The organism is Paenibacillus sp. IHB B 3084 (genome assembly GCF_001447315.1).
GTDB lineage: Bacteria > Bacillota > Bacilli > Paenibacillales > Paenibacillaceae > Paenibacillus.
The window spans coordinates 1,846,691-1,868,048 of sequence record NZ_CP013203.1 but is presented as its reverse complement, the minus strand read 5'-3'; the positions used below and the strand labels follow the sequence as shown (position 1 = coordinate 1,868,048).

19 protein-coding genes are annotated in these 21,358 nt (G+C 45.6%); 11 read left to right on the top strand and 8 right to left on the bottom strand.

Annotation, left to right across the window (positions count from 1 at the left end):
• The first annotated feature begins 20 nt into the window (after positions 1 to 20).
• The 3 genes from ASL14_RS08730 (at position 21) to ASL14_RS08720 (ending at position 2,800) form a co-directional block, all read left to right on the top strand.
• Entirely contained in the window at positions 21 to 1,298 is a 1,278-nt protein-coding gene (locus ASL14_RS08730; RefSeq protein WP_134911279.1) for a Tle-like phospholipase domain-containing protein, read from the top strand.
• Positions 1,299 to 1,364: 66 nt separating this feature from the next.
• Positions 1,365 to 1,637, top strand: a complete 273-nt coding sequence (locus ASL14_RS08725) for a hypothetical protein (RefSeq protein WP_134911278.1) — start codon at positions 1,365 to 1,367, stop codon at positions 1,635 to 1,637.
• A gap of 74 nt (positions 1,638 to 1,711) precedes the next feature.
• Entirely contained in the window at positions 1,712 to 2,800 is a 1,089-nt protein-coding gene (locus ASL14_RS08720; RefSeq protein WP_134911277.1) for a site-2 protease family protein, read from the top strand.
• 141 nt (positions 2,801 to 2,941) lie between these two features.
• Here ASL14_RS08720 and ASL14_RS08715 read toward each other — a convergent pair whose 3' ends face one another.
• A complete protein-coding gene (locus tag ASL14_RS08715; RefSeq protein ID WP_134911276.1) occupies positions 2,942 to 3,859 on the bottom strand; it encodes an AraC family transcriptional regulator in 918 nt (305 codons plus the stop codon).
• A gap of 327 nt (positions 3,860 to 4,186) precedes the next feature.
• On the opposite strand from ASL14_RS08715, the gene ASL14_RS08710 reads away from it, so the two are divergent.
• The 6 genes from ASL14_RS08710 to ASL14_RS08685 all read left to right on the top strand — a co-directional run bounded on the left by ASL14_RS08710 (position 4,187) and on the right by ASL14_RS08685 (position 12,462).
• Positions 4,187 to 6,193, top strand: a complete 2,007-nt coding sequence (locus tag ASL14_RS08710; protein WP_134911275.1) for a beta-galactosidase — start codon at positions 4,187 to 4,189, stop codon at positions 6,191 to 6,193.
• A 133-nt stretch (positions 6,194 to 6,326) separates the two neighbouring features.
• Positions 6,327 to 8,123: a sensor histidine kinase gene (locus ASL14_RS08705; protein ID WP_134911274.1), complete on the top strand. Its 1,797-nt coding sequence runs from the start codon at positions 6,327 to 6,329 to the stop codon at positions 8,121 to 8,123.
• A complete protein-coding gene (locus tag ASL14_RS08700) occupies positions 8,120 to 9,187 on the top strand; it encodes a response regulator transcription factor (protein ID WP_134911273.1) in 1,068 nt (355 codons plus the stop codon). Before ASL14_RS08705 ends, ASL14_RS08700 begins: the two co-directional genes overlap by 4 nt.
• A 247-nt stretch (positions 9,188 to 9,434) precedes the next feature.
• Positions 9,435 to 10,715 (top strand): ABC transporter substrate-binding protein, encoded by a 1,281-nt coding sequence (locus ASL14_RS08695; protein WP_134911272.1) that lies wholly within the window; start codon positions 9,435 to 9,437, stop codon positions 10,713 to 10,715.
• A gap of 38 nt (positions 10,716 to 10,753) precedes the next feature.
• Complete coding sequence (locus tag ASL14_RS08690; RefSeq protein WP_134911271.1) at positions 10,754 to 11,638, top strand: carbohydrate ABC transporter permease; 885 nt, start codon at positions 10,754 to 10,756, stop codon at positions 11,636 to 11,638.
• Entirely contained in the window at positions 11,635 to 12,462 is an 828-nt protein-coding gene (locus ASL14_RS08685; protein ID WP_044645319.1) for a carbohydrate ABC transporter permease, read from the top strand. Before ASL14_RS08690 ends, ASL14_RS08685 begins: the two co-directional genes overlap by 4 nt.
• A 182-nt stretch (positions 12,463 to 12,644) precedes the next feature.
• Here the strand turns inward: ASL14_RS08685 and ASL14_RS08680 are convergent, their stop codons facing one another.
• The 3 genes from ASL14_RS08680 to ASL14_RS08670 all read right to left on the bottom strand — a co-directional run bounded on the left by ASL14_RS08680 (position 12,645) and on the right by ASL14_RS08670 (position 14,662).
• Positions 12,645 to 13,040 (bottom strand): hypothetical protein, encoded by a 396-nt coding sequence (locus ASL14_RS08680; protein ID WP_134911270.1) that lies wholly within the window; start codon positions 13,038 to 13,040, stop codon positions 12,645 to 12,647.
• A gap of 696 nt (positions 13,041 to 13,736) precedes the next feature.
• Complete coding sequence (locus ASL14_RS08675; protein ID WP_134911269.1) at positions 13,737 to 14,021, bottom strand: hypothetical protein; 285 nt, start codon at positions 14,019 to 14,021, stop codon at positions 13,737 to 13,739.
• A 98-nt stretch (positions 14,022 to 14,119) separates the two neighbouring features.
• Positions 14,120 to 14,662, bottom strand: a complete 543-nt coding sequence (locus ASL14_RS08670) for a hypothetical protein (RefSeq protein WP_134911268.1) — start codon at positions 14,660 to 14,662, stop codon at positions 14,120 to 14,122.
• 216 nt (positions 14,663 to 14,878) lie between these two features.
• Here ASL14_RS08670 and ASL14_RS08665 point away from each other — a divergent pair, with 216 nt between their 5' ends.
• Positions 14,879 to 15,319: an AbrB/MazE/SpoVT family DNA-binding domain-containing protein gene (locus ASL14_RS08665; RefSeq protein ID WP_134911267.1), complete on the top strand. Its 441-nt coding sequence runs from the start codon at positions 14,879 to 14,881 to the stop codon at positions 15,317 to 15,319.
• Between the two features lie 524 nt (positions 15,320 to 15,843).
• Here the strand turns inward: ASL14_RS08665 and ASL14_RS08655 are convergent.
• The 3 genes from ASL14_RS08655 to ASL14_RS08645 all read right to left on the bottom strand — a co-directional run bounded on the left by ASL14_RS08655 (position 15,844) and on the right by ASL14_RS08645 (position 18,347).
• The gene (locus ASL14_RS08655) at positions 15,844 to 16,299 is read right to left on the bottom strand and encodes a hypothetical protein (RefSeq protein ID WP_134911265.1); all 456 of its coding nucleotides are present in this window, start codon (positions 16,297 to 16,299) and stop codon (positions 15,844 to 15,846) included.
• A 247-nt stretch (positions 16,300 to 16,546) separates the two neighbouring features.
• On the bottom strand, positions 16,547 to 16,726 hold the full coding sequence (locus ASL14_RS08650; RefSeq protein ID WP_134911264.1) for an aspartyl-phosphate phosphatase Spo0E family protein: 180 nt from the start codon (positions 16,724 to 16,726) through the stop codon (positions 16,547 to 16,549).
• Between the two features lie 250 nt (positions 16,727 to 16,976).
• The gene (locus ASL14_RS08645; protein ID WP_134911263.1) at positions 16,977 to 18,347 is read right to left on the bottom strand and encodes a helix-turn-helix domain-containing protein; all 1,371 of its coding nucleotides are present in this window, start codon (positions 18,345 to 18,347) and stop codon (positions 16,977 to 16,979) included.
• Positions 18,348 to 18,649: 302 nt separating this feature from the next.
• On the opposite strand from ASL14_RS08645, the gene ASL14_RS08640 reads away from it, so the two are divergent.
• Positions 18,650 to 19,696 carry a hypothetical protein gene (locus tag ASL14_RS08640; RefSeq protein WP_134911262.1) on the top strand — a complete coding sequence of 349 codons (1,047 nt, stop codon included), beginning with the start codon at positions 18,650 to 18,652 and terminating at the stop codon, positions 19,694 to 19,696.
• Between the two features lie 27 nt (positions 19,697 to 19,723).
• Here the strand turns inward: ASL14_RS08640 and ASL14_RS08635 are convergent, their stop codons facing one another.
• A complete protein-coding gene (locus tag ASL14_RS08635) occupies positions 19,724 to 21,295 on the bottom strand; it encodes an Ig domain-containing protein (protein WP_134911261.1) in 1,572 nt (523 codons plus the stop codon).
• Positions 21,296 to 21,358: the final 63 nt, after the last annotated feature.

The window sequence follows — 21,358 nt, the reverse complement described above, 5'->3', positions numbered from 1 at the left end:
GATGACAGGAGTTTTTATAAATGAGTATTTCAACTCGTGTAGACGATAAAACTTATAGAACAATGTCAAAAATAGCATATGAAGATCGGGAAGCAGGTGGAAAAGTAGAAGAGCTTCCAGGCTGGAGGGTACTGGACTCCATTAATCGTGAAGACTCAGGATTAGCGGCCACTACATTCTACAACGAAGAAACGAAACAGGCTGTCATTGCCTATCGTGGGACGGAAACGGATGATCCACAGGATTTGTATAACGATGCGACCCTCGCACTTCCTGAAATTAACCGAAAAATTCATGGTAGTTTAAATATTCATTCGGATGCTTACAACGAGAATATGAAGAAAATGGACGACGAGTTAGGGTTCACGGCATTTAACAACTGGATGGGGGAAAAAGAAAAGAGTGTAGATAGGGCTTTGTTCGGTAGCTCAAACCAGTTCTATCAGGCAGAGGACTATGCGAAGGATTTACAAAGCAAATACAAGAACTATAACTTCTCGCTAACTGGACATTCGCTGGGAGGAGGAAATGCACAATATGCAGCAGCTTACACGGGGTTGAGTGCTGTTACATTCAGTGCGCCTTCGGTTATTTCCAGCTTGACGCCAGAATACAGGGATAAAGCAGAAAAAGGCGAATTTGACCATCAAATTACGAATTTCCTTCATCCAGGTGATATGATAGCCAGCTTTATTGGGGGAGGATACGATCTTCACGTAGGATCTTCTTACCATATCAACAGTAATTATCAAACGGCTAATGACGGCATAGGGTTAAAAGAGCAAATTGACAACACGTTGGGCGGACCTTACTATCACTCCCTTGAGTATTATAAGTTTGATGAGAATGGCTATATCTCTAATCCGCTGTACGATCCCGTAACAGGCGAACGAATTGCGGATTCTCCGCGTATTCCATCTGACTTCAACCTGATGGATACGGTGGACGGGTGGATACATCAATTGGGGCAGACCTTAACTCAATTTCAAAAGGCAGCGCTGGTAACGGCAGCTACATCTGCTTCTGCGGGTACGATTCAGGTCATGCCGGAGCATTTACTTGCTGTAGCCGAAAAATGGAAGGCAAACGCGCAACAATGCGATGCGGATTTTCAGCGTGTGAGGGTAAGACTTTCCCGCTATATGCATACAAGTCAAAGCCGCCGATTACAACCGATTGTAACGCAGCTTGATTCCTCCATGACAGAATTCAGCCAATGGTACTTGCAACATACGAATGAATTTCTGTATTACCTTCAGCACAAGATAGAGCAATTCATCCAAGCTGACAACAGCTAGTAGCAAGGTACTGATAATGATTATATATTTTATAGTCAGTAGGATACATAGGAGGCGGACAGTAATTTGAACGGACAAATACGGGTGGAACTGGAAGAGTTATTACTTGCGGAAAAAGAGCTGACATGGCTGCTCGCTCAGCTTCGCACAGATGAACAAGCGGCGCGGGTGTTGTATGGTCGTCTGCATGAATGGAGAGGGCATTCGGCTAATGTGATCAGGGACCAAATCGAAGCTTTTTTTGCCGGGTTAACGAACAGGATTCATGTCCTGGAGCAGCAAAAGGCAGAGTTAATCCAGTACGTTGAATTGATGAAGCGAACGGACGCAGTACATTAATTGAAGCAAGGAAGTTTTTACAAGCCGTACATAGAAGGATACAATGGAGGTGTAGAGAAAGGGGGCAGATGCTTTTGCAAAAAGAAGATAAAAAGGCTAAGTCCAAATCCGGCTCATCCAAATGGTATCTAGGCAGTGCGGCGGCGCTGCTTCTTTTGAAAGGGAAGTCGTTGTTGGCTCTATTGAAATTCGGTAAATTCGGCGGTGTGCTGATATCTATGGCGATAACGATTGGCACATATGCGATCATTTATCCGTGGGGATTTGCGGTCGGTTTTGTGCTGCTATTGTTTGTGCATGAACTAGGGCATGTGTGGGCTGCCAAGCGCAAAGGACTTCCGGTGTCGGCACCGTTGTTTATCCCTTTTCTGGGTGCGCTGATTACGATGAAACGGCATCCGTTGGATGCGCAGACAGAGGCTTATGTGGCGATGGGCGGCCCGTTACTGGGGACGGTTGGGGCTATGGCGGTATACGCAGGAGCCTATGCAACAGACAGTCCCCTGTTGTATGCGCTGGCGTATGTCGGCTTTTTCCTGAACCTGATCAACCTGCTGCCGATTCATCCGCTCGACGGAGGACGGATTTCCACGGCAGTGACGCGTTGGCTGTGGCTGGTGGGCCTATTGGGTGGAATTGTAGTAGTAGTATATTTAAAATCCTTTTTATTTTTCTTGATATGGGCGTTTTTTGCCTACGATTTGTACAAAAAATATGTTAAACGCAATAAAGGAGAGGTCAAGGTCCAATCTCTATTGCTAAAGCCGCTGGTTAACGTACAGCATCTTTATGAGCAAGGATACCCACTGCCCGGACCGGAGCATACTCGTAGACTATCCTTTAATACCTACTCGGATCTGGAAGGGCAGCAATATGTGACGGTGTATATGGAAAGTCTTGATGTGGAGCAGACGCTTTTGCTGCCACAGCAGTGTCTTGTCCAGCATGTATGGCTGAATGGTGTGGAGCATATCCCGACACCGGATGCGTACCAGCTCAGATTGCTGTGTGGGATTGATTACATTCCGTTTGAAAATGATAAATATTACGAAGTACCCACGTCATCACGCTGGAAATTTGGGATCGGTTATTTGGGGCTGGCCTTGTTTTTGATGGGGATGATGTATGTGGTACACCAGCATATAGGGGATGTAAGGCTGTGACCCGAATACCCTGAAGGAGTAATCCTGGATGGAACACGTGTCGATAGCAATAAAATAGAAAGAGCGCGGCAACCGGGATGCTCGGTGTCACGCTCTTTTTTCACTATGAAAATAGTGAAGTCTCTGTTACCGTGTCTCTATTTAGCTACCTTGCTCCTGATCAGTAACTGGACTCAGCGTTTGGCGGTACTTAAGCGGACTGGTGCCGGTCCAGCGCTTGAACTGTCTGCTGAAATGGGCCAAGCTGGAGTAGCCGAGCAGAGAAGCTATCTTGTTCAGCGGCAGATTGGGTTGCTGGATCAGCACTTTCGCCTCGTGTAGCTTCGTCTCCGACAGGTAGTGACGCGGCGAATAGCCGTATACCTTGCGGAATACCTCCTGTGCGTATCCGGGACTGATCCCGAGGGAGGCTGCCACATCCTCAATTCGGAACGTCGGCTCGGCAGATTCATCATCCCGATAAGGCTTGAATCTGGATTGAATGGCCTCCATAATGGCCTTGGCATACTGAACGGATGAGGGCGAAAGCGTAGGCTCCATCCCGGTAGATATCATTTGCGAGAATATTCCGAACAGCTCAAACAAGGCAATTTGCATGCGAAAACGATCCGCTGTCGTATATTCTCCGTTCTCCTGCATCATGCCAATCCAGCTGTGCACGACCTTTTGCAGCTTATTGTTCGTTTCAGTACCGGCCGGAAAAAAAAGCTGATTGCTCTTAATCATCTCCTGACGGAACAACGGATCATCTATATTAAAATGGGTGCTGAAATAATACATCCCGTCTGGGGAAGCACATTGACTCACATGCTTGAATCCCGGTGGGATGATCAGAATATCGCCGACACCAACCGAATACACGTTATTTTCCATGATCGTCTCCTGACGACCCTCCAAAATCAGTACAATTTCAAAACCGATATGTGACTCTTCCGGCATACACCAGTTTGCTTTTACCCGGTGAATATGAGCGCCGAAAAACTTTACATTCCAATCAATGATAGGAAGCCAGTGGCAATTTTCGAATAGAGCTGGATCAACTTCAGAATTCAATATCATAAGATCACCTTCGATTAGGGCAAATTTTACACGGCTTAGACAATCTCATTGTACCTAACATGTAACTATAATAAAAGAGCGTTTACAAATCCTATAATATAAGCTTTTATATAAAAGAGAGTGCTTATATAAGGATCGGTTGAAAACGGTTCCATTTTGGAATCAGGAAGAGCTATGTAAACAACATCAACCCACATATGATATGCGCTGGCTGGCAATTACCCATAGCCGTTCAATCTCTGTCAAAACCGCATAAAAGCCACGGCATTTAAAAATAATGCGCATAGCACATGACACTCTACTACGAACATATTGGAGGACGACCTGATGAAAAAGCTACTGTATGGCGTTGCTTATTATGATGAATATATGCCTTATGACCGTCTGGACCAGGATATTCAAATGATGAAGGATGCGGGCATCAACGTGGTTCGAATTGCCGAATCCACCTGGAGTACACATGAACCGCAAAACGGAGTGTTTGATTTCACCTCCGTGGATCGGGTGCTGGACGCAATGCATAAGGCGGGTATTGAGGTCATCGTGGGCACGCCCACCTATGCTGTACCGACATGGCTGGTCAAGGAGCATCCTGACGTATTGGCGACAACTCCTCAGGGACCGGGGAAATACGGTGCCCGTCAGATTATGGACATTACGAACCCGGTGTACCTGTTCCATGCCGAGCGAATTATACGCAAGCTGATTGGGCGGGTGAGTCAGCATCCGGCGGTCATCGGTTTTCAGACGGATAACGAAACGAAGCATTACAACACAAGCGGGCCGAATGTACAATTGCGATTCGTTAAGCATTTGCGTGAGCAGTTTGAATCACTGGAAGCTCTGAACCGCAAATTCGGACTTGATTACTGGAGCAATCGGATCAATAGCTGGGAGGATTTCCCTTCCGTGGTCGGGACGATTAATGGAAGCCTGGGCGCAGCATTTTCCCAATTCCAGCGCAAGCTGGTCACGGATTTCCTCGCCTGGCAGGTTGCGCTCGTGAATGAATACAAGCGGGAAGATCAGTTTGTTACGCAAAACTTTGATTTTGAGTGGAGAGGCCATTCCTTCGGCATTCAGCGGGATGTGGATCATTTTGCGGCATCCCAAGCATTTGATGTGACGGGAGTGGATATTTACCATCCAACACAGGATGATTTGACCGGGATTGAAATTTCCTTCGGTGGTGATGTGGCGCGATCCACGAAGAATAATAATTATCTGGTGCTGGAAACGGAAGCGCAGGCTTTTACCCATTGGGTTCCTTATCCGGGACAATTGCGACTGCAAGCGTTCAGTCATCTGGCTTCCGGGGCCAATATGGTGGCCTACTGGCATTGGCATTCCATCCATAATTCCTTCGAAACCTACTGGAAGGGTCTGCTGAGTCATGATTTTGAACCCAATCCTGTCTATGAGGAAGCACAGACGATTGGGAAGGATTTTGCAAGATTATCCCCTCATCTGGTAAACCTGAAAAAGAAAAACAAGACAGCGATCCTCGTCAGTAACGAAGCGTTAACGTCGATTGACTGGTTCAAGTTCAATATGAATAGTCCGCTGAATTACAATGACATTGTACGTCGCTTGTATGACGAGCTGTATAAGCTGAATATCGGTACGGATATCGTTCATCCGGGTACGGAGTCATTTGACGACTATGATCTCTTGATCGTACCCGTTCTCTACTCTGCACCGAATGCGTTACTGGAAAAGCTGAACCGTTATGTGGAAAACGGCGGTCATGTGGTATACACGTTCCGAAGCGGGTTTACCGATGAGCATGTGCAGGTGAGAACCTCCCGGCAGCCGGGCGTGATTAGCGAAGCTTGCGGCATTCATTACAGCCTGTTCGTGGAGCCGAAGAATGTAACGCTTAAAGATAATCCTTTTGAGGTGACACCGGAGGACAATCAGGTGGATACGTGGATGGAGCTGATTACACCGACAACTGCCGAGGTGTTGGCCTATTACGACCATCCGTATTGGGGCAAATATGCCGCAATTACGCAAAACCGCTATGGTCAGGGAACGGCGATCTACATCGGCTGTGTCGTAAGCCCGGCGGTCATTCGTGAGCTGTTCCGTTCTGTCGCGAAGCAGGCGGGAGTGTGGGGAGTGGACCAGGAAGCGTCGTATCCGATCATTGTTAAATCCGGTACAAATGAGCTGGAACGGACGATCCGGTACTATTTTAACTATTCCGAACAAGCAAGCTCAGTTGTGTATCCGCATGGAGACGGCAAGGAGCTGATCGGGGAGCAGACAGTTACTCAAGGACAAACGCTTCAATTAGAGCCTTGGAGTGTTATAATTATCGAAGAAGCGTAAATGATGAGTAATGAGCTGAAATTGACATATGAATGAAATCATATATGTGTCCAGCCGGGAATACCCGGAAAATGAGCGCCCCTGCGTATAGCGGGGCGTTTTCGCATATGGCTGAACAGAGGAGAGCATCGCTATGCCAACCCGAGTAGTCCGCTGGTTTCGGGCACTGACAGCCCCGTATCGACGCAGCATTCAGCTCAAGCTGATTTTGACGATGATCGTCCTTTCTGTGCTGCCGGTTATTGCCGTCACGGCGCTGGCTGCGGAAAAAAGCAGAGCGTCGATGGAAACCGAAGTGGTGGAGACGAATATGTCCAACATGAAATGGACGGGGATCTATGTCAGCGACCAGTTAGATCGTCTGAACCACCTGATTTACAGCATTCAGATCAGCCCCGATCTGAGTGATTATTTGAATGAGCGTGAGCCTGGCAACCTTTCCAGCCAATTTAATGCACAGCGAAAAATGCTCAATACGCTGGCGAATGTATATTATTCGGCCGGGAGCCATGTAATCGGCATCCAGCTCTATTTGAAGCAGCCGCAAACGCTGTTTACCTTCAATGGTATGCAAAATGACATTACGACGGTGAACGGTATACCCCCTCAGTATGCCGAGATGTGGAAAGCGAATAAGGATTATTCGATTCGCACAAGTCACGCTGACCCGGAACGATTTACACTGACGCGCAGTATTCGGCGTTTTGAAGATCAGAAGCAGACGGGAGCTATTTCGCTGGATGTGCTGTGGTCCCAATTTGATCAGACGCTGGGTTTGCTGGGGCGGGGAGACCAGCATCAGGTTTTTATTACAGGTTCAGATGGAAAGGTGATGTATCCGTCGCAGGCCCACCAGTCGCCTCCTGCGGAGGTACTAACAGCACTGCGTGATGTTCGGTCGGGTCCGGGAATGATCAAGACAGCCGGTAATTATGTATTTTATAATGATTTGGATGTGGTAGGGCTGCGGCTGGTCAAAATCGTACCTACTTCCTCCATTAACCACAGCGCTTTTTCGACCATGCTGTACGGTATTATTATCGGCGGGATCTCCATATTGGTTTCGATCTGCATTGCTGTTTTTATTGCCTGGCGTACTGCACGTCCGATTGTCCATTTGGCCCGTTCGGTGCAGGAACTGAATATGATCAAGGGACCTGCCGGAGAACCCAGTACACGCCCGGATGAGATTGGGTTGCTGGAAAGAAGTCTGCATGGCATGGCAGGACGAATCCGTGAGCATATCCAGACGGAATACAGTATGAATTTGCAAAAAAAGACGGCTGAGCTAAAAGCGCTCCAAGCGCAGATTCACCCCCATTTTCTGCAAAATACGCTGCAAATGATCGGAAGCATGGTATTTTCCCAAAAGCCGGAGGACACGTATGAGGTGATTCGGTCGCTGAGTGAGATGTTCCGCTACGTGGTACGGGAGCCGCAGGATATGGCCTCTTTACGCGCGGAAATTGACCATGTAGGCCACTATATGCGCATCCAGCAGCGGCGGTTTCCGCAACGACTGGTGTTTCAGGTGGAGACGGATGAACAGGCGCTGGATGTTCGTCTGCCCAAGCTGTCGCTTCAGCCGTTGCTGGAAAATGCGTTTCAGCACGGTCTGGATCGTAAGGCTGGAGCATGGCGGGTGGGAATCCGGGTGGAGATTATGAAAGAAGACATATGCATTACAGTCTGCGATAATGGTAGCGGCATGGCACCCGACAGAGTGGAAGAAGTAAGGGCACGACTGGAAAATCCATCGGAGGAGCCGATCTGGGCGCAGGGTAGCCATATCGGATTAAGCAATGTGGCTTCACGCATACGGATGAATTTTGGAGTGAATTACGGGGTGACGATAGACAGTGAGCCGGGAATCGGTACACGTGTCACCATCCGCATTCCATTCACATCAGCAGAGGAGGGAAATGGATGATCCGGGTATTAATTGTCGACGATGAGCCGTGGAACCGGGATATTCTAAAGACGTTCGGCGCATGGGAAAGGCTTGGAATGTCGGTGGTTGGTGAGGCTGAGGACGGGGATGAGGCGTTCAGGCTGGCCGGGGAATTGTCCCCGCAGATTGTGATTACCGACATGCGTATGCCGGGCGCGGACGGAGTGGAGCTGCTGCAAGCGCTGAATAACCATTTTCCCGATATGAAAATCATTGTCGTGAGCGGCTATGACGACTTCGCGTATGCCAAACATGCCATTCGGTACAAGGCCGTTGATTACTTGCTGAAGCCCGTCAATCCCGTCGAGCTGAATGCAGTACTGCTTAAATGCAAAGATGATCTGGAAGCCAAGGCAGCGGAACAGCAGCAGGAGGCGGCGGAGCTGGACTATGAGTTCTTCCACAAGCTGTCCCGGTATAAGCAACTGCTGCGACTTTATTTTAATGAGCTGAACCGGGAAGGCGTACAAATGACATGTAAGCAGGTCTTGCAGGAGCTGGAGAGCTACGGGGAACCCGGTCCACATATGCTGGGCAGGCTGGTGCAGGAGCTTCTTTCCCAGCTTAAAGAGCTGGCAGCGTCCAACGAGCTGGATACGCCCACTGCCAAGGCTGGAATTCCGCTTTCGCAGGACACGCTATCCTCCGCGGATCGTGCGCTGGAGTTCGTGTCAGCATGTTATGTGCAGGAGCTGGAGCGGCTCATTCGGCAGCGGAAGTATAAGAACAAGCTGAATCTGAAGGAGGTTCGGCGCTATATGGACAGCCACTTTGCCGAGCAGATTACACTGGAGCAACTGGCGAAAAACTTTTTTGTCAGCAAGGAGTATATGAGCAAGGTATTCAAGCAGGAGTATGGTCAAAATGTAACGGACTATATCGTGCAGCGGAGAATGGAAAAAGCGCGCGAGTGGCTGGCAGATAAACAGATTTCGATTAAAGCGGTGGCGGAGATGGCGGGATATGAGGACGTATCGTATTTCTACCGGGTGTTTAAAAAGCATTTTGGCATGGCTCCCGGTGAAATGAGGAAGGAGCAATGATGTAGGCTGTTAACAGCCGTAGTTTAAAAAAATCCAACCCAACAGGCTAATGGTGTCCAATGGCAGAAGTGACCTCCCACTCTATAATGAAAGCGTATACAAAACAAACAGCACAAAGGAATTTAGCCTCTATGCAGCTCACACAGTGCATCATTGGAGGTTGAAAACCGACAGCATAGCTGTACTGAATAACAACTGATTAGCCAGTGGGTCACAGTTATTTTCAACTTAGAGGAGGTCATTTTGCATGAAAATGTGGAAAGGTGTATTGAGCACGATGCTGGTTGGCACGTTATTGGCCGGGTGTGGAGCGAATTCTTCAGGTAGTGACAGTAGCAGTTCCGGTGGAGACGGTAAAACGGTTAATCTCAAAATGTTTATCGCACAGCCCCGCTTGAAGGAGCATTACGATAAATATATTAACGCGTTCGTAGCGAAGGAAAAGAAAGATAAAAATATCGACGTTACGGTCCAATTGGAGATGCCGCCTTCCGACAATGCCGCACAAATTTTGAAGACAAGACTTGCATCCAACGATGCGCCGGATGTGTTCGCACTGCATGCAGTGAATGAAATTCCTCCGTTTTATAAAGCGGGCTATTTGGAGGACTTGTCCGGTCAGCCGTTTGTCGGCAAATTGCTGGATAGTGTGAAGCCTTCGGTGACGACGAAAGACGGTAAGGTCGTGGCTGTTCCTTTGGAAACGATTTCATGGGGGTACTTGTACAATAAAAAGATATTTAAGGACCTGGACTTGAAGCCGCCGGGAACGTTAACCGAAATGAAGGCTGTGGTTGAGAAGCTGAAAGCGAATAATGTGAAGCCGTTCCTGCTCTCCTACAAGGAATCGTGGATTCCACAGTTATTCGTGCCGCTGACGGCGGGTGCGATGATGAACACACAGAATAAGGATTTTATTGACCGGATGAATCAGGATAAGGGCTCTTTTTCCGAAATGAAGAGTATGTTCGATATTATTGATCTGGTGAATAGCAACGGTACAGACAAGGCGCTGGAAATTGGCGGGGATGATGGATCGGCGGCCTTTGCTGTGGGGAAAGCAGCGATGTGGATTCAAGGGCCGTGGTTTGCGGAAACGATTTTAAAATCTGATCCGAAGATGGATTTTGGAGTAGCCCCACTGCCAATCAATGATGATCCGAATGCGACATTGATCAATCTGTCCACTTCGACTTCGCTGGCTGTATCCTCTACAAGCAAGAACAAGGAGGTTGCACTCGATTTTGTAAACTATGTGTTGGACGACAAGGATTCCAGCGCGTTCTATGAATCATTGAAATTCAACCCAATCTCTAAAGTGCATACGTTCAAAAGCTATCCTTGGGTCAATGATGCTACCGAGTATGTGAAAGCAGGCAAGTCGTATCAAGATCCGTCCATCCCGCAAGCGGTCAAGGATGAGGCAGGCAAATCGCTGCAATCCTATTATGCAGGCCAGCTCTCGCAGGATGACGTGATTAAGGCGCTGGATAAGGCATGGAAATCGTATAACAAAGTGAACAAGTAACGGAAACCTACAGAAATACATCAGGAGGGGGAGACTCCATGCCCTTTAAAATCTATAAAAAATACGTGATGCTGCTGGCGTTTACCGCCCCGGCGCTGATCTTTTATGCCATCTTCCTGCTCATTCCGACGATCAGCGGCATGTACTACAGCTTTACAGACTGGAACGGATTGAATCCGAATTACAGCTTTATCGGCTTGGGGAACTTTGTGGAGGCGCTGAAGGAGGACCCGGATTTTCTAAATTCACTCTGGTTCACGCTCAAATATGTACTGGTCATGATTGTACTGCAAAATGTGCTGGCGCTGGTGCTGGCGGTGCTGATTGAATCACGTACGCGCACCAAAGGATTTTTTCGGACGATATTTTTTATGCCCAATATGATCAGTACCATTATTAGCGCATTTATGTGGACGTTCGTGTTTTCCTCCGTGCTGCCACAGATCGCCGAAAAGACGGCTATCGCCGTTTTGGGCCAATCGTGGCTGGGCGATCCGAAGGTATCTTTCTTTTCCATCATTATTGTATCGCTCTGGAATGGTGTCGGCTATATGATGATCATTTATCTGGCTGCGCTTCAAGGTGTACCGCAAAGCTTGAAAGAGGCCGCTATTATTGATGGGGCGAACGCGTTCCAGACGTTAAGAAGTGTGACGCTGCCGATGATTACCCATGCGATTACCATCTGTTTCTTCCTGACGCTGAACGGTGCCTTCAAAGTCTACGAGGTCGTCTATGGACTGACTGGCGGAGGGCCGGGGCGCAGTACGCAGGTAATTACAATGAACATTTATGAGGAGGCGTTTTCCAACAACTTCCGTTATGGTTATGCAAGCGCTAAATCCGTTATTTTGTTCGCCATCGTGCTGATCTTCACGCTGATCCAGTTACGTGTGATGAAGAAGAGGGAGGTGGAGGCATGAGTCTGAAAAAAGCCAACTCCTTGTTGATTACCCTGATCCTCTGCGTGGGCGCTGTGGTGTCCTTCTTCCCGATCTACATGGCGGTGATTAATTCCTTTAAAACGCAAGGTGAGATGTTCGCATCCTTTACGTCGCTGCCGACGAAGCTTCATTTTGAAAATTACAGTCAGGCTTTTCACCAGACTCATTTGCTGAACAGCGCCCTCAATTCCACGATCATTTCTTTTATTGGAATAGGCGGCATCGTGATCTGTTCGGCGCTGGCGGGCTACAAGCTCTCTCGTACACGGGGAAAAATGAGCAGTGCGATCTTCTTCCTGTTTGTCGCATCCATGCTGGTACCGTTTCACTCCATTATGATACCGCTTACACGGATGGCAAAGGATTTGTCTGTCCAAGGCAGTACGTATGGTTTGGCACTGATCTATATCGGTTTGGGTGTGAATATGGCGATCTTTTTGTATCACGGATTTGTCAAATCCATCCCGCGTGAGCTGGAGGAATCGGCGCAGATGGATGGCTGTAATGAGTTCCAAACGTTCTTCCGGATTATATTCCCTTTGCTGCTGCCGATCACTGTTACGATTGCGATTTTGGATTTCCTGTGGATTTGGAACGACTTTTTACTTCCTTTGTTGATGCTGACGGATGTGAACCACTACACCCTGATTCTTTCAACGAATATGCTGTTCGGGGAGTATAACAAGGACTGGTCGCTCATTCTGGCTGCACTTGTACTGACCTCCATCCCGGTTATCCTGATCTATTCGTTCTTCCAAAAATTCATCATGGAGGGCATCGCGGAGGGAGCGATTAAGGGATAAAGTGGAAAGCCTTCCTATCAACAAGGAAGGCTTTTTTTCTGACTCAGCTTTTTTTGCGCCAACGTTTCAATAAAAAGATAGGAAGGGTTACAACCAGCTCCTTGATCAACCTACCCAGGATTGTTCGGATTTAATGTGATAAAATAAAAGCCCTCCGTTAAGACAACTTTCACTTTGAGAAATTAGCTTATAATTAAAAATAAAAGCGTAACTGTTATCAAAGTTAGATATATACTAGAAACCAGTTTTCCCATTTCAGCTCCAAATGCTTTAGGATTTTTATATCCAATGATTAAACTGGGAATAAAGAAAATAATGGATAGAAAAAAGGTGTAGTGAAACCCAGTATTATTAACACTGTTAGACCATGCGGGTAATCCTAAAAGGGAAAGCAACTGATCCCCAAATATGTAATTGCCAAATTCAAAAGAAACAAGCATACCAAGAAGAGATAAAAGCAGTGAAAGTGATCCCCAACCTACTTTTTTTTCGTTTTTCTTTAGAAAATTGAATATAATTAGTAAAATCGCAATGGCTTGTATGCTGTATGTCAATATTGATGAAAAAGATTGTTCCATGAAGCACCTCCTTGGGCATTGCGGAGAGAGTAATTAAGGGATAAGGTGGATAGGTAGTTAAGCTGGTTGTACATGAGGTGACACTGCGCAATCAGATGGTGCTTCCCATCGCCCCCCATGACATATATCAAAGCCTTCCTATCAACAAGGAAGGCTTTTTTTATGATTCAACTTTTTTCTCGCCAACGTTTCAATAAAAAAATAGCAGTAATCACAAACAAGATTACAAAGGAGAATACAAAAGCTACAATGATCCACCATTGAGGGTCGATTATATACAACACGGCTCCGATAAGCAGGACTGTTGTTATTATTGCAATTCTCACTTTCAACATTGTTCTCTTACTTGTCCGAGGTTCCAATTTTCGTATCGTTATAAGAATTATTATAGTAAGTGCAGTGAAAAACATTGGGGTAAATGAATTATAGATAATACCAACTCCTTGATCTACCTACCCAGGATTGTTCGGATTTAATGTGATAAAACAAAAACCCTCCGTTAAGGAAGGCCCTTGTTTTGGACGCTATAATAGTGCGTTCAAAACAATTCAATTGTAAGTACGATTATAGAACAAAGTCAAGAGGCTCTACGGTCTTACATTAGTAACAAGCTGATAGTATTCTACAACAACCAAGAAAACTATAACTACAACGTATCCTAAGGCTGAGAAGCCTGCGATTTTCCAAATCCTCTTCTTATTCATTGTCTAAGTTAGATTCTAGGAACTCGATCCCCTCAGCAGTAATACTTATCGACAATATTTCATCCATTCCTTCTCCATCCTTTGGTTTAATATGAATGAACTTCATGCCAAACAGATAATGGAAAGCTAAGTGGCGTTCGGTATTTCGTTCTTGATATATATCTCGTTTTGTACCAACTAAAGACGAACTCTCACCGCCAAACCAAAGCTGATATAACTCTGCTAGTATATCTAATCTTAATTTTTTGCGCTCTCTCACTTGTTCGATATCTATCACCTTAAAATCCCCTTTCAATCAAAATGACAATAGTCAGGAACATAGATGATTACATTGTCTCTAAAGTCCTGACCATTGTCCATTTATAAAGTTTATACTTATTTCAATTCAATTTTATCTGGATCATTGGAAATAATGATTTTCGGATCATACGCTCTGGATCCAGAAAACATTTGGATGTTAGTAAACCCTGGAGTGTGATATACGTTACCAGACACAAACACTCTATACGTTCCTTTTTGATCAGGGTAGAAAGTACGTTCATTTTGTTCTGTAGCACCAAGACCACCGGGGTAATCAAATCTTACAGTGTCTACTGTCTTCCAAGCATGTAGAAAATCCTCTCGGTATTCTAAAGTCATTATTAAGTCCACATCAGTAATAACCTTACCCGGATTTTTATAAGTCCACTTAGCAAGTAGTCCTCCGTACTTTTGTACAGACAGATCAACGTAAAAATTTGCTTTTTGAGGACTTATCACATTAGTTTCATAAGTATCGACGGTTACGGGTGTACCTGACTGTGCGATACTGTTACTCGATTGGACTTGTGTTGTTATCTCTTGCGCTGACACTAAACCGAATGGCGCAATTGTAAGCAATAAGGCCAACACAGCGAAAACGGAAAAAAATTTCTTCATCCCAATCTCTCCCTATTATTGAGTATTTTATGTAACGATAGAAATATAACATATATATTCCAATAATTGCGCTGGATTTCTAGAATAAAATGTAAAATCATACTAAGGTACCATACTACCACATTTATCCTTTCGTTTATAAAATTTCTCTCACTCAAGGCATATATTTCTATCTTTATGAAAATAAGGATCATATGTCTTGGAGGGGTGTATACAATGAATGATGCGATAATGAAAAGAGATTTAGATAGCCTAGGGAGAGTTGTAATCCCAGTGGAAATAAGAAATCGGTTGGGTATCAACAAGAACACAGAAATGGAGTTTTTCATAACTGAAAGCGCTATTGTTATGCGTAGATTAGAAAGTGAATCATGTCTCCTATGCGGGGGAAACAAACAACTCATTCGCTTCAAAAAATCTTATGTATGTATCTATTGTGCAAATGACCTCAAAGGGTACCCAATCCCAAAAAATCAGCTACCCTCTACATCAGAAGATATTAAAAATTTGTCTGATGCAGAAATGGTTAAGCTCCTGCTAAGCCTCATGAAACAGTATCCCGGTGCTTCCATGAAAACCTATGCGCAGCTATTGAAGATTTCACCAACTTATGTCTCTCTCCTTAAAAGTAAGACGACTGAATTAGATCCCCCCTAAGTAAGACTAGGTGTTACAATAAATAGGCGAGCGACCTCACCACAAGTTTCTCACCCAGAACCATGGATTGTTTGAGTACACTAGAGTGACCAAAGCCATGTTTATTTTGGAGATCATACAGTTGTTGTCTAGCTACTTCTACCGCAAACACAAAAGACCTCCTATAATTAAGGAAGTCTTTTGTGTTTGACCGCTGTGATAGAGCCTACAATAATTCAACTGTAAGTACGAAAAAGCATAAAGTCAAGTCCTATGGTGTTACGTTAGTAACAAACTGAGAAATTCCTACAATAACCAAGAAAATGTAGATTAAAACAATTCCCAAAACAGAGAACCCTACAATCTTCCATACTTTTTTCTTATTCATTAATCTCCTTGACTATTAGTTAGGGACAACACGAATGTTATTGACCACCCATACGTTTAAAAAGAAACAGAGAATAAAGATCGCTAAAATGACTCCGACAATGATTAAAATAGTTTTCTTTTTCATTAATATTAGTTAATTAAAATCCCAAGTATGGTTAGCTAATGTCTCCTGTGTACTGACCAGTAGTACCCCAAGCTTCGCCTCTAACTTCGTTACCGTTGGCTCTGAATTGAATTACATATTTTCCTGAAGGCATCCCATTAGGGAATGAATTAACGCTAGTCCACGTTAATGTGTCTCCTTTGCCAACAGTTTTATAGACATACTCTTTCCCGTTACCTTGCAAGCTCCAAGTGAGATTTGATGTTCCTGCATTCCGAACTTTAATCCTTACATGTCCATAACCTTTTTCAACAATTAAGCTCATCGTCGGACTTGTCCCACCAAGAAGCTCATGTACCTCTTGACCAGTTTGTTGGATACCTATACCTCTACCATCCTTCGATACTTTGATTCCCGCAGTAGGAGCAGCAGAGGCTGCCAGTGGAACTACTGCCGTAAGAGCTAAGACCCCCGTAAGAATTACTGCTGTATTTTTCAATGTTAACATACTAACACGTCCATTTCTATTTTTTGTATTACCACACAAGAGTAACATATATAAGGTATCATTTGTATATTTTTATTGAAAAAAATGTAAAATGATGCTAAAGCATTATATAACCACATTTATCCTTTATATTATAAAATTTCATTCATTAAAAGCATATATTACTATATTTATTAAAATAAGGATCATAAAAATTGAAGGAGTGAACACATTGAGTGACGCGTTTACTCACCCAAATCAGCTACATTTAAACAGTCGGATTTTTTTTACGTCTATAATAAGTGTATTGATATTGATTGATAAGTTCGTCCAGAACCATGGATTGTTTGAGTACACTAGCGTGACCAAAGCCATATTTATTTTGGAGATCATGCAGTTTTTGTCTAGCTGCTTCTACATGGTGACTCAAAATGTTGTCGGTTTGCATCACAGTTCCCCCTTTGTACTCTTATTTTAGGGATTCATGTGGAAACCATTGAAAAGTATATGTTTGGTAAGCGTTCTATATATTCCAAAGAGAAAAGACGTACTCTAAGAGTACGTCCCTTAATTCACTTCATCTAAAATGGGTTACATTTCGCCGTGGTATGTCGGTTGATAGCTGGACCCTTTATCTTGAAGTTGTAAGGGAACAGTTACAAGGGATACTAACATAAAGCTGGTTACTAAAAAGGGTCTTACTCTTCGTCTTCACCCACAGCATTAGCCAATTTTCTGTAAAATGCCCTCGTATTAGAAGGTGCATGTTCTTGAAAAGAAACGAAAAGCCTCATACACCTCATTGCTTGTATCCTGTTATTGATTGCAATAGATATTTCCATGCAAATCAACAGAGATCTAAACCCATCTGAAAACATACTTTTACGCAAATAATAGAGCGCTAACTTTCTTGAAAAATGTATAAAACGCTCTGTTAATCGTTGAGTATAAAAGCTTTCAACTTTTTGTTGCCCCAGATAAGATGAAATATCTGCTTCGAATTGCTTTAGAATATCATCTACATCAAAATGATATCGGTTAGCAGCCTCAAGGATGTTATCAAGCGCGGGAAGAACCTCATCTTTTCTTGAAGAAATATAAGCTACATAATCGGGAAGCACGTTCCTGTCGCCCGAAAGAAGCTTATTTACATACATATTTACTACTGCCCAATCCTCATAATTCTTTTTCCATTTCAAGGTTTCTTCATCCGTATCCGTTACCCAGCCTAAATTTGCATATTTTTTAATATGCTGAAGTCCCTTTTCATAGTCTTTCCTCTCGTCATAGGCTTGTGCGCGAAGTAAATGTGAGAAAGCCCAGTAAGCAAACAAAGGGAAGCTTGGTTGCTTTGAATTTTCTTTTTTTGCTCGATGTTGCTGTTTGCTCAATTTGTATTGAATCTCAGCCTTTTCTCCCAAAGCTTTAGCGAATAATTCTACTTTGTCCCATTTACGCAACGAACGATATGTATTCGCTAAAGCTTTTAGCCCATCTAGTTGGTCTAGTTCGTCCAAACGATCAACGTAGGTCCCAAACTGCACGGCTGCTTCATAGTTTTTTTCCTGGTTATCCCCTTGCCTGCTCTGAAACAGACGGTACTGACATAGAGCCAAGCGCTCCGAGTGCTGCTTATTCTCACTTAGAGCCACGTTTTCATAAAGTATAGCTGCTGCCTCATACAAACCGTCTTCAAATAGTTTCTCAGCCAGTTCAAATAATGGAGTAGCATAGCCCAACTTATCCAATAACATATTCACGACTTGCTGAATACAATCCAATTTATTCAATTTTGCACAACTTTCCAAAAAAGGACTCATTCTTCGCCAGTTGGGGTCGGCATCGGCCAAGTACTCAGAAATATAGTGCTCATAATAATAACCAATAGGGTGTCCCATCGTTTCTGTGATTCGATCCAATTGGTAGACTGAGAGCTTGCGATTTCCATTGACGAAGCCGCTAATTGTGCCGGGATTCATATTGCATGCCCTGGCTAAATCGCTAACACCTAATTTTTTTTCTTTCATGTACTTCATCAGTTCTGCGAGTATCGTGGTTGTATTGGACAAAATAAACCACCCCTTTAAATAAATAGGATATCAATCATTTTAAAATAAGAACATCAAAATCAAATGATAAAATGTCAATTTCGGAAATGAGTATACCATCTTTTGGGATATTTTTGTATACCTTTCAATGGTTTACTTTATATATATATAATAATTTGGGGGATTTTTCGAATTCAACTAATCTTACGGCGTTTGGTAGTGCATCGGTTGATTTGAATCTGCAACAGCGATCGTAAGATCAAATGGAACGCGGAGCGGCCACAGCCATACAATATTTCATCTGAATGTCAAAGGGGATGATTATGTTGGCTACCTTCTCGGCCGCCCTTCAAGTGAAAAAGCGGATGGCCAAGCGAGTCTTAAAAATGTCCGGTGTCCACGGCATCGGCGTAGGGTATAGGGACCCTGCACATCCCAAAAAGGGGGCCGCTGTCATTGTGTACACAGATCGGCTGGCCACGGCCTCTACCGGACTTCTGTCGGCCACAGCACTAGGCAAGCAAACGAGCGTTCCTGTCCGGATTGTTAAATCCGGAAAGATCAAAGCCAATGCCACGGACTACAGGGTACGCATACGCCCGGTCATCGCCGGCTACAGTGTCGGAACGATTGAAGGCTCCGGTACGACCGGGCTGATCGTTGCCCCAACTGGAGCGCCGGCGACGCGTTATCTTTTTAGCAATAATCATGTCCTCAATCCCTCCAATACAGATAACCGAGAGGCTACAATACAGCCAGGCGGAGCCGATGGGGGGACGGATACCCGAGATCGTATAGGGCGGTTGTATCGTTACGTACGCTTGAATCCCACCGGTACGAACCTGATTGATGCGGCTCTTTCGCTTCCGACACGTAACAACCTGCTCAATCCGCGTTATGCTACAGTAGGAGCGATTCCAGGTCATGTTACCGCTTATCGCATAGGAGAAAGATTGAAGAAGGTAGGGCGTACGACCGGGCGGGTCAATGGCACGGTAGAGTCCGTCTATACGGACCTGCAAATCAATTATGGCGGAGAGTTGGGCCTGCTGACCTTCGAAGATCAGACGGTTATTAGAGGTACGACTCCTGTATCACTACCTGGGGATTCCGGCTCTGTATGGCTCAGACAGTCAGATAATTATGCAGCTGCGGTCAACTATGCAGGCACGGCAGATGGCCGCTTATCCATAGCCTTTCCGGTGCAGTGGTTCATGCAGGTATTCAACACACGGGTAGCCCGCCCCAACGGGGCAGGCAGGGTGCTCAGGGTCGATACAGGATCTTCCCCTCGCTCCTATACTAGGCAACTCACCAGTGAGGAGCTGGTTCGCTTAAGACCAAGAACGACACGGATTAGACGGAGCTAATGTCCCATAGGTGGAATAACTGCTTTCTCACAAACTAATCGTAAAGCTGCGTGTGAACGGCTTCGCCAACTCATCATAATCCCGAAGCTCGATCGTAAAGGTGTAGCTGTTTTGCGACTGGCTGGCGGATACAGTGCCGCTGATCGTTCCGGTAAAGCGGTCGAGTGTCAGCCCGGTAGGCAGATTGCCGCTTTTCAGTGTCCAGTCGTAGAAGGGGACTCCACCCTTGGCTATAAGTTTTTGGCTGTAGCTTTGTCCTTTGACGGCTTTGGGCAAGGAGGCTGTGACGATTTCCGGTTCGAGGAAAGGTGTCAGCTTGCGGTTCAGCTTCCAGCCTGCTTTCTCGGCAATGAGCAGCGTCAGCTTGTTCAGCATCCAGCGGCGTACCGGGAATTCTGCCACCCAGCCTGCGCTTTGTCCGCTGAGACGGTCCCAGTATTGCCGATCCGCCGGGATGTGATAGCTTCCATCCAGCGGAACCCGGACGCCTTGGTACGCTTCAACGACGGAATCGGCGCCGCCGCTGCTATGATAAGCCTGCATCCCCGACCATGTATCACTGAAAGCGACGGCATGGCCAAACTCATGCATGATGAGTCCGTATACGTCTGTTACCTGAGTCAGATCAGTTTTGTACCAGTCGTCGTCATTCAGCGAGGTAAATACCTGAGCATCTGGATAAAAATCGAGCGCAGTTCCTAGCGAACGGTGGATAGGACCCGGAACGCGGACGCCGTTTTTCGTGTGGTAATAACCACTGTTACCGGGCCATCCGGTCGAATAAGGGCCATCGATACCACGCAGGAAAATCCATTCTCCATTATAAGGAGCGTTATTCGTGCCAATCGTATGCCCGTTCCAGTCGTTGTTCGGAATATAGTTGCGTTCAGCTCCGGCGGGAACAGTATCGAACGGCTGGACATCAAAGAAATAGAACCAGTCCTTAATCGCCTGCTCGGCCGCCTTACGAGTACCTAGATCGTCAAAATAGTGATTGACTGTATCGTAGCGATAATCGAACACCAATGGGAATTTGGTATCCTGATTATCGTCCTGATCCCATACCCGGATTGGAATCGTATGGGTCCGCGTGGCTCCCGCGCTGTCTGCAATGGTGAGATACAACGTATAGTGTTCAATCTCGTCCGGGCCACCGTTGCGGTCAGGTGCAACCTCCAGCTTAAAATCCTTCCTCTCGGATGCATTGTTAAAATTCAGCACCTTCGTAGCGCCAGTGGCAGATAACGTACTGGGCAGATTCATCATAAGCCGGGACGTTCCCTGCGCCTTGAGCGTGATGCTGATCGGATACGCCGCACTGGCAGGTGGCTTCACGGTCAGATTGATGAACGGATTGGCGATATAGCCTTGCCAATCCACCAGTTCAACGCCGTACCAGTTAATAATCCGTCCGAAGCGGTCAATCACCTCGGCATCGCTGCCAATCGCTTGCGGGGATACGCCGGAAGCTGAGACTTGTGCAGTTATGGATTCGAGGAGAGTCTGGTTTGTAGAAGCAGAAGCAGAAGCAGAAGCAGTATAGCTTGAATCACAGTCAACACTTGCCAACAGGGGTGGTCTTGCATGTTCTTTACACATGGCGGAATCCTCCTCATAAGCCGGACGGCCTCTAAACCGGGCAGCAACAAGGCTTCCACGTGA

What these genes read in the sequence shown, in the direction of transcription:
- ASL14_RS08730 (WP_134911279.1), top strand. Translation starts at nt 21, where the DNA reads ATGAGTATTTCAACTCGTGTAGACGATAAAACTTATAGAACAATGTCA.
- ASL14_RS08715 (WP_134911276.1), bottom strand. Translation starts at nt 3,859, where the DNA reads ATGATATTGAATTCTGAAGTTGATCCAGCTCTATTCGAAAATTGCCAC.
- ASL14_RS08710 (WP_134911275.1), top strand. Translation starts at nt 4,187, where the DNA reads ATGAAAAAGCTACTGTATGGCGTTGCTTATTATGATGAATATATGCCT.
- ASL14_RS08705 (WP_134911274.1), top strand. Translation starts at nt 6,327, where the DNA reads ATGCCAACCCGAGTAGTCCGCTGGTTTCGGGCACTGACAGCCCCGTAT.
- ASL14_RS08700 (WP_134911273.1), top strand. Translation starts at nt 8,120, where the DNA reads ATGATCCGGGTATTAATTGTCGACGATGAGCCGTGGAACCGGGATATT.
- ASL14_RS08695 (WP_134911272.1), top strand. Translation starts at nt 9,435, where the DNA reads ATGAAAATGTGGAAAGGTGTATTGAGCACGATGCTGGTTGGCACGTTA.
- ASL14_RS08690 (WP_134911271.1), top strand. Translation starts at nt 10,754, where the DNA reads ATGCCCTTTAAAATCTATAAAAAATACGTGATGCTGCTGGCGTTTACC.
- ASL14_RS08685 (WP_044645319.1), top strand. Translation starts at nt 11,635, where the DNA reads ATGAGTCTGAAAAAAGCCAACTCCTTGTTGATTACCCTGATCCTCTGC.
- ASL14_RS08680 (WP_134911270.1), bottom strand. Translation starts at nt 13,040, where the DNA reads ATGGAACAATCTTTTTCATCAATATTGACATACAGCATACAAGCCATT.
- ASL14_RS08670 (WP_134911268.1), bottom strand. Translation starts at nt 14,662, where the DNA reads ATGAAGAAATTTTTTTCCGTTTTCGCTGTGTTGGCCTTATTGCTTACA.
- ASL14_RS08665 (WP_134911267.1), top strand. Translation starts at nt 14,879, where the DNA reads ATGAATGATGCGATAATGAAAAGAGATTTAGATAGCCTAGGGAGAGTT.
- ASL14_RS08655 (WP_134911265.1), bottom strand. Translation starts at nt 16,299, where the DNA reads ATGTTAACATTGAAAAATACAGCAGTAATTCTTACGGGGGTCTTAGCT.
- ASL14_RS08650 (WP_134911264.1), bottom strand. Translation starts at nt 16,726, where the DNA reads ATGCAAACCGACAACATTTTGAGTCACCATGTAGAAGCAGCTAGACAA.
- ASL14_RS08640 (WP_134911262.1), top strand. Translation starts at nt 18,650, where the DNA reads ATGTTGGCTACCTTCTCGGCCGCCCTTCAAGTGAAAAAGCGGATGGCC.
- ASL14_RS08635 (WP_134911261.1), bottom strand. Translation starts at nt 21,295, where the DNA reads ATGTGTAAAGAACATGCAAGACCACCCCTGTTGGCAAGTGTTGACTGT.